General features: G+C 66.0%; 6 protein-coding genes. 2 read left to right on the top strand and 4 right to left on the bottom strand.

Annotated elements, in window-relative coordinates; genetic code table 11:
- Positions 1–48 precede the first annotated feature (48 nt).
- A complete protein-coding gene (locus tag EL337_RS16900) occupies positions 49–1,398 on the top strand; it encodes a TIGR01777 family oxidoreductase (RefSeq protein ID WP_048631720.1) in 1,350 nt (449 codons plus the stop codon).
- Here EL337_RS16900 and EL337_RS16895 read toward each other — a convergent pair.
- A complete protein-coding gene (locus EL337_RS16895) occupies positions 1,395–2,111 on the bottom strand; it encodes a type 1 glutamine amidotransferase (protein ID WP_048631719.1) in 717 nt (238 codons plus the stop codon). The two genes, EL337_RS16900 and EL337_RS16895, sit on opposite strands and share 4 nt — an antisense overlap.
- Positions 2,111–3,361, bottom strand: a complete 1,251-nt coding sequence (locus tag EL337_RS16890; protein ID WP_048631868.1) for a serine hydrolase domain-containing protein — start codon at positions 3,359–3,361, stop codon at positions 2,111–2,113. The genes EL337_RS16895 and EL337_RS16890 overlap by 1 nt, the downstream gene beginning before the upstream one ends.
- A 619-nt stretch (positions 3,362–3,980) precedes the next feature.
- Between EL337_RS16890 and EL337_RS16885 the strand changes: the two genes are divergently transcribed.
- The gene (locus tag EL337_RS16885; protein WP_048631718.1) at positions 3,981–11,636 is read left to right on the top strand and encodes a Calx-beta domain-containing protein; all 7,656 of its coding nucleotides are present in this window, start codon (positions 3,981–3,983) and stop codon (positions 11,634–11,636) included.
- Here EL337_RS16885 and EL337_RS16880 read toward each other — a convergent pair.
- Positions 11,633–12,301, bottom strand: coding sequence for a response regulator (locus tag EL337_RS16880; RefSeq protein WP_048631717.1), 669 nt, complete (start codon positions 12,299–12,301; stop codon positions 11,633–11,635). The genes EL337_RS16885 and EL337_RS16880 overlap by 4 nt on opposite strands.
- On the bottom strand, positions 12,294–13,922 hold the full coding sequence (locus EL337_RS16875) for a sensor histidine kinase (protein WP_232786761.1): 1,629 nt from the start codon (positions 13,920–13,922) through the stop codon (positions 12,294–12,296). Before EL337_RS16875 ends, EL337_RS16880 begins: the two co-directional genes overlap by 8 nt.
- Positions 13,923–13,947: the final 25 nt, after the last annotated feature.

The raw sequence follows: 13,947 nt of genomic DNA, 5'->3' as shown, positions 1-13,947 counted from the left end.
AGCGATCCGCGACGAATAGCTCGGGACAGCCGAACAGGTCGGAGGACCATGGGAATCGAGTACGACAGTGTCGTCGACCATCCGCGCGACGAGGTGTGGACCTGGTTCACCCGTCCGGGAGCCATGCCGCGGCTGGTGCCGCCGTGGCAGCCGATGACGGTGATTGCCGAGGCGGACTCGCTGGCCGACGGTGTCGCCGTCCTGGGCCTGCCGGGCGGACTGCGCTGGGTGGCGCGTCACGACCCCACGGTCTATGTGGAAGGAAGCCGGTTCGCCGACGAACTGTCGTCCCGGGGACCGGCCTCATGGCCGCCCCGGGTGGTCGGCGGCTGGCGACACACGCACACCTTCAGCGACGCCGATCACGGGACGCGCGTGCACGATCTGGTGGACACCGTGGTGCCCGCGGCAGGGCTGCGGTCGACCTTCGTCTACCGCCACCGCCAACTCGCCGACGACCTGGCCGCGCACCGCAGAGCCACCGACGCGGGGATGAAGCCCCAGGTCATTGCACTCACCGGCGCATCAGGGCTGGTCGGATCCGCGCTGAGCGCCTTCCTGACCACGGGCGGACACCGTGTGATCAAGCTGGTGCGCAACGCTGCCGGCGCTGACGACGAGCGGCAGTGGGATCCGATGGCTCCGGCGCCCGACCTGCTCGAGGGGGTCGACGCGGTTGTCCACCTGGCTGGTGCGTCTATCGCCGGGCGCTTCACAGCGGAGCACCGCGCCGCCATCCGCGACAGCAGAATCGAGCCGACCCGCCGTCTCGCGGCTGTCGCAGCGGCGACGGAGAACGGGCCGCGTACATTCGTCAGCGCGTCAGCCGTCGGCTTCTACGGCTTCGACCGTGGCGATACCCAGCTGACCGAGGACAGCACGCGCGGTGACGGGTTCCTCGCCGACGTCGTCATGGACTGGGAAGCTGCGACCGCCCCGGCCGACGATGCGGGTCTGCGTGTGGTCAAGGTGCGGACCGGCATCGTGCAGGCAGCCGCGGGCGGCACACTGAAGTTGATGCGACCGCTGTTCGCGGCGGGCCTGGGTGGTCGTCTGGGTAGCGGCAGACAGTGGCTCGCCTGGATCGGTCTGGACGATCTCATCGACGTGTACCACCGCGCGCTCTACGACGAGCGGCTGACCGGACCGGTCAATGCCGTCGGACCCGATCCGGTTCGCAACTCGGAGTACACCCGCGAGCTGGCCCGGGTGGTGCATCGCCCGACGCTGCTACCCGTGCCGTCGTTCGGCCCGCGGCTGCTGCTGGGGGAGCAGGGTGCCCGCGAGCTGGCCGAGGCGAGCCAGCGCGCCGTGCCCTCGAAGCTGCTGTCGCTGGGTCACGTGTTCCGTCATCCCGATGTCGCCGACGCGCTGGCGCATCAGCTGGGACGCGACTAGCGGGCCACGTGCGTCAGGAAACCGTGCACCAGCCTTCTGATCCGTGACGCGGTGTGATCGCTGAGTTCTGTTGTGCGGGTAAGAAGTTCATCATGGGTCAGGCCGGCGTTGCCCACGTCGTCGGTCCGGTCGGCCGCCAGCCAGACCTTGAGCAGGTCGGCGTCGACCTCGGGGTGGAACTGCAGGGCCAGGGTGCGGCCCAGCACGAACGCCTGAGACGAATTCGGAGTTCTGGCGATCTCGGTGGCCCCGGGAGGTAGCGTCCAGCGGTCGAAATGCCACTGGAACCACGGACCGTGGGGTATCACGTCAGGGCGGTCGGAGCTCACCTCGCACCAGCCGATCTCGGGGCGCGGCGCCCGCGCGACCGTGCCCCCGAACGCCTGAGCGAGGAGTTGTCCGCCGAAACACACGCCCAGCAAGGCGATTCCGGCGTCAGCGGCGTCTCGCATCATCTGCATCTCGGTCGTGACCCAGGTGTCCAGCAGTGCCTGGTCGTACACCGGCCAGCTGGCCCCGAGCGGGACGATGACGTCGTAGCCTGCGGGGTCGGGAAAGCTGACCTCGCCCGCCGGATCGCCGGAGCGCTCGGCGGGGACGACCTCGAAGGTGTCGACGTCGAATTCGTGTTCGGCGAAGGCCTCCCCGAGGAGCGCTTCGGTCGCCAGGTGCTCGTTGAGCAGGAACAGAACCTTGGATGCCACGTCCCCCATTATCGCGGTGGCGGCGTGGGTGGCGCATCGTCGGGGGCCAACTCGGCACCCAGCCTGCGGAACAGCGTTTCGGCGGCGTTGTCGTACTCGCCCGCGGAGTCGAACGCCTCAGGAGCGAAAGTGGTGGCCACCGCGATCGCGATCTTGTGTGACGGCAGATAGGCGGCGACGGCCGCGGTCCCGGAGAACATCGGGTTCTGCAAGAGCCAGTGGCCCGAGATGACGATACCGAGCCCATAGGTGTACCCCTCGGTCATCGGCATACAGGTGGCGCACCCGGGTTGGGTGTGCGAGGTGCCCCGCAACTCGGTGGACACCATCTGTCGATAGGAGTCGGGGGTGAGCAGCCTGCCGCTGCCGATGCCCACCGCGGTCGCCTCCAGATCGCCGATCGTGGTGGTTTGTACGGCGCCGTGGGTGATGGTCCACGACGGATTCCAGTACGTCGATTCTTCGTAGAACGCAGTCCCCGCAGGAATTCCGAGGACGGCGCGGCGTTCTGAGGTGAACGCGTGCAAAGCTGGCGAGGGGATTTCGGGGGTCAGTGACGCGACAGTATTTGTCAGACCCAGCGGCCCAAGGACCTTGTCCGACAACAAGTCCGCCATCGTCTCGCCGGTGGCCTTCTCCAGTGCCAGCCCCAGCAACACATAGTTGGTGTGCGAATAGTTCCAGTTGGTGCCTGGTTCATAGAGAAGGGGTTCGGCGGTGGCGAAGGCGAGCAGTTCCTCCGTGGTCCAGGCGCGGAACGGGTCGGCGTAGCTGGCGTCGTTCATCTCGGTGTTTCCGATGACGTAGTCCACGTAGCCCGACGTCATCTGCGCGAGTTGTCTCAGTGTCACGCGGTCGGCGTGCGCGATGTCCGGTAACCAGGTCGATAGCCTGTCGTCGAGGCTCACTGTGCCCTCTTCTGCCAGCTTCAGCAGCAGCGTCGCGACGTACGAGATCGCGACCGCGCCGTTGCGAAAATGCATGGCAGTGTTCGCCTGAACGCCGGTCATGGAGTCACCGACTGCTGCGGTGACCACATCGCGGCCATCGACGGTCACCCGCACGATCACTGCCTTGAGGTGTGCCTCGGCCATCGTGTCGCGCACGATGCGCATCACGGCGTCCGCGCTGACCGAGTCGCCCTCGACGACGGGCGCGTCGGACGTCGTGGTGGGTGGTGCACATGCGGTCAGCATCAACAACGTGCCGACCGTCGCGCCGAGACGACGCGCCATAGGTTTCGCCAGGCCTTCTCGCATGCCCACAGCATGACCCGCTGGGGTGCCGCGTGTTCGCGATCGTCACACACCTGAGAATCACGAAGCGGGTTGGTGACGGTGGGTTGGATGGGGTCGCCGCCACGATCTGGTCCCTGGGATTCCAGTAGCGCGGCCCGGTTGGGTGTTTGCTCTCGGCGTTGGCAACGAGTCGTGATGGACTCATATGGTTTGCCCATCGCCACTCATGCTGGCCTGATCGCGAAATCGCGGCGTATTTCTCTATCTTTTTCCGCAGAATTTGTCGTCGCGCTAACCCGCACAGCGCGGAGCGTGACCGCTTCCCGGGGTATTGGCATGGGGTGCCGTATCGCTGGTACGGACCTTGACACGGTGTAGTTCGCTGAGATGTAACAGGGCGCCGTGTAAAGCATATTTACAGAGGTAAATCGACTAACAAACCTTTTGAGTCACGTTTGCTTGCGCACACCGGTAATCCAGGGACGGGCATCGCCATCGCACCTGCCGTGGTTTCTTGACGATCCGCTTCGACTCGTGTTTTATTCATTTCGTAGTCGTCAATATCACGGCGATGATTCCGGACGACGAAAGCCACAGCCCAGATGTCGGGCAGCAAGAATTAGATGAGAGGACGTTGCTGATGGGCTACGGACGATTTGTTGGTCGTGTCGGTGCGTTAGCTGTGGCGCTGGGGATCGGGCTCGCTGCTCCGGCCATCGCGGCCGCCGATCCCACCGACGACAACACCACCGGCGAATCCAGCGCGGACGCCGCCGCCGAGAGCGGCGCCGCCGGCGCCGGCAGCACGGGTGGGCCAGGTTCACCGTCATCTCCTGCCGAGGATGCCTCCGGCGACACGGACGATGACCTCACCGACTCCGTCGACGAGGCCGAGGAAGTCGTCGACACCGACACCGACGAGTCCGGCACCGACGAATCCGCCACCGAGGAGTCCGGCACAGGGGAGTCCGCCACCGAGGAGTCCGGCACCGACGTCGGCGTGCCGGTCGGCGGCGAAGAGCCACAGAGCGTCGACGATGACCCGGCCCAGCAGGACACCATCGCAGACAACGACCACGACCGGACGATCTCCCGACCCGACGACGAAGCGCCTCCGGGCACGGCAACGCCCGACACCGCCGCCGCGGACGTCGACGCGGACACTGCGGCCGGCCCCGTGGACGACCACCCCACAACCGGCGCGAGCGTCAGCGCGGACGAATCCACCGACGGCGCCGCCACGATGTCGCTGCGCTCCACCGCCGTCGACGCGCCGGGAAGTCAGGCCGCCGATATCGCCGTCGCGTCCTCGGGGCTGGCAGAGATAGTGTCGAAGTTCCTGGGACTGTTGGGTATCGGCCCGTCAGCCGACAACGGCAATGCTCCGCTGCCTGCCTTCGAGTTCGTCACCGCTGTCTTCGGCGCGATCCGTCGCGAGATGGAGCGGATCTTCGCCAACAACGGTCCGACCGCTGCGCTGACCTCGACCAGCCAGCCGCTCAACGGTGTCATCACCGGATCCATCACCGCCTCCGACCCCGAGGGGGACAGGCTCGTCTACTCAGTGGTCCAGGCCCCGACCCGGGGAACGGTGACGGTCGACGATTCCGGCGTGTTCACCTACACCGTCAACCCGGCGCTGGCGGCGGTGACCGGCAGCGACTCCTTCGTGATCCAGGTGCGTGACGCAGGCTTCCACCTGATCTCGGTGACCCCGACCAGATCGCAGGTTCCCGTGACCGTCACCGTCGGCGCCAACGGCGTTGTCGCGGAGGCGACGTCGCAGAAGAGCGCCAAAGTCAGCAACGCGCTGGCTGTCACGGCCGCAACCGGGACCATCTATCAGGTCACCACGTCCGGACCTGACATCGTCGGCTTCAACCCTGCCAAGGACAAGCTCGACCTCGGCGACGTCTCGGTGCACAACTTCATCGTCGTCGACACGGCGGAGGGCGTCGGCTTCCGCAATCCCTGGTCCGGCGAGACGGCGATCATCACGGGCGTTTCCTTGAGCCAGCTCACGATCGACAGCTTCACCCCGGTCATCAACGACCATCTACGCCAGGACCTGTCGGGCGCGCTGGCCTGGGAGCAGGGTGTCACCGCCAAGCCGAACACCGTCTATGCGCGTTCCCACGAAGTGGGCCAGATCGACCGCGTGGCGTTCAACGCCGCCACCGATGTCGTCGACTTCCGCTACTTCGGCACCCGCGAGCAGCTGTACATGGCCGACACTCCCGAGGGCGTGGTCATCTCGAATTCGGGTACCGGTCAGGCGCTGATCCTGCAGGGTGTCACCAAGACTCAGCTCACGGCGCGCAATTTCGTCTTCCACAGCGCCCAGGTGCGGGAAGACCGGCTGCACCTGCAGCTTGGCATCGGCACGGTGCCCGACTCTCAGGTGCTGCCCCAGGGGGTTCCGATCGCAGGCACCAACACCTGGCCCACCAAGGCCGGCAACGGCCAACCGCCCACCGGGCAGACAGGCACCACGACCACGATCGCGTGGAACTACGGTGCTCACACAACGCTCGCGTTCGACCCCGGCAAGGACAAGCTGGACTTCGGCTGGTTCAAGGCCCACGAGTTCGACGTCACCGAGGTCAACGGGTCCACCCGCATCGCGATCGTCGGCAACAACCAGTCCTACACGCTGACCGGTGTGGCGATCGGCGAGCTGCAGACCAGCAACATCGTCGCGCTTGACGACGGATCAGTCACGAAGTGGCGTACCCTCATTTACAATGCACCACAACCGGTTTCGCAGCCGACGCTGTCTGTCACCGACGCCGGTGTGGCCGAAGGCAACGCCGGCACCGCCCTGATGAGCTTCATCGTCTTCTTGTCCAAGGCATCGACCGAATCGGTGACCGTCAGCTACAGCACCAGCAATGGCACCGCCACCGCTGCAGGCGGCGACTATGCCCCCGTCGTCGGGACGTTGACCTTCACGCCCGGGCAGACATCCAAGACCGTCACCGTCTCGGTGAACGGCGACACCCTCGTCGAACTCGACGAGCAGTTCACGCTCACGCTCTCGTCACCCGTCAACGCCACCATCGCCGACGGCTCCGGCGTGGGCACCATCCGCAACGACGACATCGATCAGACGCCGAGCACCCCTCCTGCCGTGTCCATTTCCGATCTCTCGGTCAACGAAGGCAACGGCGAGCACAGCCACTTCATGTTCACCGCGACGCTGAGCAAGGCGTCGACGCAGACCGTCACGGTGAACTACGCGACGTCGAACGGCACCGCCATCGCAGGCGTCGACTACACCGCGACGACGGGCACCATCACCTTCGCCCCCGGCGTCACCTCGCAGCTGGTGCACGTGGACGTCATCGGCGACAGCGTCGTCGAGCAGAACGAGACGTTCTTCGTGACCCTGTCGAGCCCCGCGGGCGTCACCATCGGCGACGGCTCCGCCACCGGAACCATCACCGACGACGACACGGTGGTCGTGCCCGGCATCGGTGGGCTCAACTCCGGCAATCCCGGCGACGCCCTCTGGGGCGAGGCTTACTTCGCTCCGTATGTCGACATGGGCCTCTGGCCGGTACCCGACCTGTTGACCTTCGCGCAGCAGCGCGGGACCTCCCTGTTGACGCTGGGCTTCCTTCAGGCGACGCCCGAAGGAAAGCTGGCGTGGGCCGGCCTGTCCGTGCTGGCCCCGGATTCCGCCCACGAACAAGCCAAGGCGATCAACCAGTCCATCGCGGCATTCCAGGCGGCGGGCGGCGACGTGATGATCTCGCTCGGCGGCGCGGCGGGCACCAGCCTCGCGCAGTACTATGCTGCCCGCGGGCTCAGCGCGCAGGCACTGGCGGACGCGTACGCCGGCGTCGTCAACACGTACAAGCTCAACCGCATCGACTTCGACATCGAGGGCGCCGCGGCGGCCGAACCAGCATCCATCGCACTGAACGCTCAGGCGCTGAAGCTGCTCCAGCAGCAGAAACCCGACCTGGAGATCTGGTACACGCTGCCGGTGCTGCCCACCGGATTGACGGCCGACGGCATCAACGTGGTCCGCTCGGCGCTCACCGCGGGCGTCAAGCTCGACGGTATCAACGTGATGGCCATGGACTACGGCGAATCAGCGGCGCCCACCAGCGGCCCGAACGCCAAAACCATGGGCGCGTACGCAATTGCGGCCGCTGAGTCCACCTACGCCCAGATGACCACGCTGTTCAGCCAGTTCGGCCAGACCTTCAGCTGGGGTCAGGTCGGCGTCACCCCCATGATCGGTGTCAACGACGTCCTCACCGAGGTCTTCACCGTCGCAGACGCGCAGGCGCTGGAGAATTTCGCTCGCGCAAAGGGACTGGGCATGCTGTCGATGTGGTCCCTCACCCGCGACAACCCGGGGACCATAGGCCAGGCCACCAACTACGCGTCCGGCACCAATGCGGCTGCGGGCAGCTTCAGCGCCACCTGGAACGACTATGGCACCGTGAACCCGATTGCCGGACTGCCGCCGTCGATCTCGATCGCCGACCTGGCGGTTGCCGAAGGCAACGGGGATCACGCGCATTTCATGTTCGTGGTCACGCTGAGCAAGCCGTCGACGCAGCCAGTGACGGTGCGCTACACCACCTCCAACGGCACGGCGATCGCGGGTACCGACTACACCGCCTCCAGCGGTGTCATCGAATTCGCGGCGGGGGTGACGTCGCGGACGGTACACGTCGACATCATCGGCGACACCCTCGCTGAGTCGAACGAGACCTTCACCGTGACGCTGTCCAGCCCGACAGGCGCCACGATCGCTGACGGCAGCGCCATCGGCACCATCACCAACGACGACGGCGTCGCGCCGGTGTTGCCGAAGGTGTCGGTGGCGGATGCGACGGTGGCTGAGGGTAACAGTGGGACGAAGAACATCGTGTTCACGGTGACGTTGGACAAGGCGGCGTCGGCGCCGGTGAGTGTGGCGTATACGACGGCGGGCGGGACGGCTACTGCCGGTAGTGATTTCACGGCGAAGTCGGGTGTGGTGACGTTCGCGGCCGGGGTGACGTCTCAGCAGATCAGTATTGCTGTGCTCGGTGATACTGCGGTGGAGACCAATGAGACCTTTACGGTGACGTTGTCGAACCCAACGGGTGTGACGATCGCCGACGGTTCGGCGGTCGGCACGATCACCAACGACGACGTCGTGACACCGACGCCCGGGAATTCGTCGGCTGCGTTCGTCGTCAGTGACAACTGGGGCTCGGGATTCACCGGGGCGGTGACCGTGACGGCCGGTTCGTCGGGGTTGGCGGGCTGGACGGTGGAGTTCGATACGCCGGCACAGATCAGCAACATCTGGAACGCCGAGATCGTCAGCCGGGTGGGCACCCGCTATGTGGTCCGCAACGTGTCGTACAACGCCAACGTCGCCGCCGGCCAAACCGTCAGCTTCGGCTTCCAGGCCACCCCGGGTGGCGGCTCCGCAACCGCCACCAACTTCTCGGTCAACGGCGTCCAGAACCCGACGCCGGTGTTGCCGAAGGTGACGGTGGCGGATGCGACGGTGGCTGAGGGTAACAGTGGGACGAAGAACATTGTGTTCACGGTGACGTTGGATAAGGCGGCGTCGGCGCCGGTGAGTGTGGCGTATACGACGGCGGGCGGGACGGCTACTGCGGGTAGTGATTTCACGGCGAAGTCGGGTGTGGTGACGTTCGCGGCGGGTGTGCTCAGTCAGCAGATCAGTATTGCTGTCGCCGGTGATTCTGTGGTGGAGGCCAATGAGACGTTCACGGTGACGTTGTCGAATCCGACGGGTGTGACGATCGCTGACGGCTCGGCGGTCGGGACCATCACCAACGACGATGTGGCGCCGGTGTTGCCGAAGGTGACGGTGGCGGATGCGACGGTGGCTGAGGGTAACAGTGGGACGAAGAACATTGTGTTCACGGTGACGTTGGACAAGGCGGCGACGGCGCCGGTGAGTGTGGCGTATACGACGGCCAACGGGACTGCGGCCAGTGGCAGTGATTTCACGGCGAAGTCGGGTGTGGTGACGTTCGCGGCGGGTGTGCTCAGTCAGCAGATCAGTATTGCTGTCGCCGGTGATACTGCTGTGGAGACCAATGAGACCTTTACGGTGACGCTGTCGAACCCCACGGGTGTGACGATCGCCGACGGTTCGGCGGTCGGCACGATCACCAACGACGATGTCGTGACGCCCACGCCCGGGAATTCGTCGGCTGCTTTTGTGGTCAGTGACAACTGGGGCTCGGGATTCACCGGGGCGGTGACCGTGACGGCCGGTTCGTCGGGGTTGAACGGCTGGACGGTGGAGTTCGATACGCCGGCACAGATCAGCAACATCTGGAACGCCGAGATCGTCAGCCGGGTGGGTACCCGCTATGTGGTGCGCAACGTGTCGTACAACGCCAACGTCGCTGCCGGCCAAACCGTCAGCTTCGGCTTCCAGGCCACCCCGGGTGGCGGCTCCGCAACGGCCACCAACTTCTCCGTCAACGGCCAGTCGAGCCCGGTGCAAGCGCCGAGCATCACCGTCGCCGACGCGGCATTGAATGAATCCAACAGCGGCGCAACGCAGATGACATTCGTCGTGACGTTGTCGAAGTCGTCGACGAGTCCGGTCACAGTCGCGTATGCCACGTCGAACGGCACCGCTGCGGCGGGCGTCGACTACACCGCCAAGACGGGCACGGTGACCTTCGCGCCCGGAGTGCTGTCCCAGCAGATCCAGGTCTCCGTCACCGGCGACACCACGGTCGAACAGAACGAGACCTTCACGCTGACGCTGTCGAATGCCAACGGAGCGAGCATCGCCGACGGTGTCGCGCTGGGCACCATCACCAACGACGACATCGGCATCCCGCCCAACGTGTCGCTGAGCATCTCCGACGCGTCGGTGACCGAGGGCGCACCCGGCACCGGCGTCGCGCCCGGCTGGTTCACGACCGCGGGCAACCAGATCGTCGACTCGGCAGGCAACCCGGTGCAGATCGCCGGCGTCAACTGGTTCGGCATGGAAAGTGACATCTTCACGCCGCACGGTCTGTGGACGCGCAATTACAAAGACATGATGAACCAGATGGCCGCGCTGGACTTCAACACCATCCGGCTGGCCTACTCCAGCGAGAGCCTGCACACCACCAAGGCGCCGACCGGCATCGACTTCACCAAGAATCCCGACCTGGTCGGGCTGAGCTCACTGCAGATCATGGACAAGATCGTCGCGTACGCCGGCGAGATCGGCATGCGGGTCATCCTGGACCACCATCGCAGCAGCGCAGGCGCCGGGCCCAACGGGAACGGGCTCTGGTACGAGGGCACCTACACGGAGGCGGCGTGGATCGCCGACTGGAAGATGCTGGCGCAGCGGTACGGAAACGACCCGACGGTCATCGGTGCCGACCTGCACAACGAACCGCACAACGGAACATGGGGCGGTGGGGGAGCCACCGACTGGGCCGCGGCTGCCGAGCGAGCAGGCAACGCCGTGCTGTCGGTCAACTCGAAATGGCTGATCTTCGTGGAGGGCGTAGAGACCTACCAGGGCAACAATTACTGGTGGGGCGGCAATCTGATGGGTGTCAAGGACCGTCCGATCGTGCTGAACGTGCCCAATCGGGTTGTCTACTCACCGCATGACTACCCGAACTCGGTCTACAACCAGCCGTGGTTCCAGACCGCGAACTTCGGGGCGGCACTGCCGGACAAGTTCGAGCAGATGTGGGGTTACATCTACGAGCAGAACATCGCCCCGATCTACCTGGGCGAGTTCGGGTCCAAGCTCACCGACCCGAAGGACGTCATCTGGTACGAGGCGATCACGTCCTACCTGTCGGGGGACTTCGACAACAACGGCACCATCGACATCCCGGCCGGGACCCAGGACATGTCGTGGACATTCTGGTCGTGGAACCCGAACTCCACCGACACCGGCGGCATCCTCGCCAACGACTGGAACACGGTGAACACCGACAAGATGGCCTACTTGGAAGCCATCCAGTTCGACTTCGACGAAGGCAGCCCGGGCGTCCTTGCACAGTTCGTAGTCGCCCTCGCGGCGCCGTCGACCCAGACGGTGACGGTGCAGTACGCGACGTCCAACGGCACGGCCACAGGCGGTAGCGACTACGCCGCCACCAACGGCACGCTGACGTTCGCACCGGGAGAGACCAGGAAGTCGATCACTGTGGTGGTGTTCGGCGACACCGTCATGGAAGGCAATGAGAGTTTCGTCGTCACGTTGTCCAGCCCGAGCGGGGCGACGATCGCCGACGGGAGTGGCGCCGGGACGATCGTGGACCGCCGTGTCGTCTAGCCCGCCGACATCCGGTACCGGCGTTCCGGGCGGCCCACACCGTATTGCAGGCGTAGCTCGAGAGCGCCGGTGCTGAGATAGTGCTCGAGGTAGCGCCGGGCACTGACCCGTGAAATCCCCACGAGATCAGCACATTCGGCGGCCGACACCTCACCGGCGTCACGCACCGCGGTGAGCACCAGCTCGCCTGTCTCCGCGCCGAGACCCTTCGGCAGCACCTTGGCCGTGGAGACGGACGGGCCGCCGAACAGCGCGTCGATCAACGACTGGTCCACCCCGCCGGCCGACTGCAGTGCGTCGGCACGCGTCGCATACGCCTGCAGCTTGGTTTCCAGCTGCGGAAATTCGAACGGCTTGATCAGGTAGTCGGCGGCTCCGCCGTCGAGCGCGCCCCGCACGGTGTCCAGCTCACGCGCCGCGGTGATCATGATGACATCCACCCTGTCGCCTTCGGAACGCAGCCGCTGCAGCACATCGAGGCCGGTCATATCCGGCAGGTAGACATCGAGCAGGATCAGCTGTGGCCGTAGCTCGCGGATCGCGGCCAGTGCCTCAGCACCGGTACGGGCGACGCCGACGGCCCGAAAACCATTGACACGATCGACAAATCGGCGGTGAATCTCGGCGACCATGAAGTCGTCGTCCACGACGAGGACGTCACGCATCGACGGTTCCCTTCCTCAGCTGCACCAGGAACCGGGCTCCGCCGCCGGGTCCGTCGCTGACCTCGATCGTGCCGCCGTGCTGCGCCGTCACCAGCCGCACCAGCGCCAGCCCGATGCCCCGCCCGCCCGGTACGTCGGACTTGGACGTGACGCCACGCGCGAAGATCGCCTCGCGGAGGTGTTCGGGCACACCGGGCCCGGTGTCGAGCACCGAGATCGTCAAGCCGTCCCGATCGTCGATGCCGATGGTCACGCACGCATCCGGTGCGCCCACGGACACATCGACCGCGTTGTCGATGAGGTTGCCCAGCAGCGTGATCACGTCGGTCGCCAGGGCCGGTTCGAGCGCTGCGAGGTGTGATGCCGGATCCAGGTGCAGCGCGACGCCGCTCTCGGCCGCCAGCGAGGTCTTGGCGATCAGCAGCGCGGCGACGGCAGGATCGGAAATGTGTTGGGTGACGGCATCACTGATCTCGGCGCGGCGGCGGGTCAGCGTGCCGACCAGGTCACGCACCGCCTCGTACTCGCCGAGCTGCACCAGCCCGGAGATCGTGTGCAGCTGGTTGGCGAATTCGTGTGTCTGTGCGCGCAGCGTGTCGGTGACGCTCTTGTGCGACGACAGCTGTCCCTGCAGTGCCGCGAGTTCGGTGCTGTCCCTCATCGTCGTGACGGTGCCGATGCGCCGGCCCTGGCTGGTCGCCGCCCGCCGACTCAGTGCCAACACCCGGGTCCTGGTCGCGATGACGTTGTCCCCGTCGTCGTGTCCGCTCGCGCCGGACAGGATGAGTGACACCACTGCGGCGTCGATTCCGACGGAGTCCACCCGTCGGCCGACCGCGTCACCGGGGACGCCGAGTAGGTCTTGCGCGCTGTCGTTGAGCAGCGTGATCTCCCCGTCGGTGTTCACCGCGATCACGCCTTCGCGGATGCTGTGCAGCAAGGCTTCCCGATGGTCAGCGAGGCTTGCGATATCAGCGATCTCAAGTCCCCTCGTGTGTCGCTTGATCCGCCGGGACAGCAGCCACGACGCCACCAGGCCCAACGCCGCGCCGAGTCCGAGGTACACCAGCAGACCTTCCCCGGCGCCGCTGAGCAACGCCCACACCGACGGGTACATTTCGCTCACCGACGCGATGGCGAGCACGTCTCCGTTGGTGGACAATATCGGCACCTGTCCGACGAGGCTGTGCTTGCCGTCGATGTCGGCGTCGCCGAACCAGGCGCGGCCTTCGTCGGCGCGGCTGGGTCCGAGGTCGACGCGGGCGCCGATGCGCGACGGATCCGACGACGCGCGCACGGTGCCGTCGGGTCCGACGATCTCGGCGAGGGTGGCCCCCGACAACGCGACGGCGCGGTCGACATCCGGAGCGAGTGTGCTGCCGGCGAAGGGGTCGGCGTACCTGTCCCGCACGATCGGCGTGGCGGCCATGTTCTCGGCGACGGCGATCATCCGCTGACCCCGCACTTGACGGAACTCGCTGGTCGACTGCGCCACCGACACAGCAGCCACCGCCACCAACACCACGGCGACCACCACCAGCTGGAACACCAGGAACTGGCCGGCCAGGCTGCGCCCCCGCAGCAGGCCCACCAGTGCTGACCGCGTGTTCTTAATGACCACTACTTCCTTTGTGTCCGTATCAGTG

It is taken from the genome of Mycolicibacterium aurum, assembly GCF_900637195.1.
Taxonomy (GTDB): Bacteria; Actinomycetota; Actinomycetes; order Mycobacteriales; family Mycobacteriaceae; genus Mycobacterium; species Mycobacterium aurum.
The sequence above is the reverse complement of the archived record's forward strand: the minus strand, read 5'-3'. Positions and strand labels throughout refer to the sequence as shown.

Excerpts from the sequence above, each read along its gene's own strand:
- EL337_RS16900 (WP_048631720.1), top strand. The coding sequence starts at position 49 with ATGGGAATCGAGTACGACAGTGTCGTCGACCATCCGCGCGACGAGGTG.
- EL337_RS16885 (WP_048631718.1), top strand. The coding sequence starts at position 3,981 with ATGGGCTACGGACGATTTGTTGGTCGTGTCGGTGCGTTAGCTGTGGCG.
- EL337_RS16890 (WP_048631868.1), bottom strand. The coding sequence starts at position 3,361 with ATGCGAGAAGGCCTGGCGAAACCTATGGCGCGTCGTCTCGGCGCGACG.
- EL337_RS16880 (WP_048631717.1), bottom strand. The coding sequence starts at position 12,301 with ATGCGTGACGTCCTCGTCGTGGACGACGACTTCATGGTCGCCGAGATT.
- EL337_RS16895 (WP_048631719.1), bottom strand. The coding sequence starts at position 2,111 with ATGGGGGACGTGGCATCCAAGGTTCTGTTCCTGCTCAACGAGCACCTG.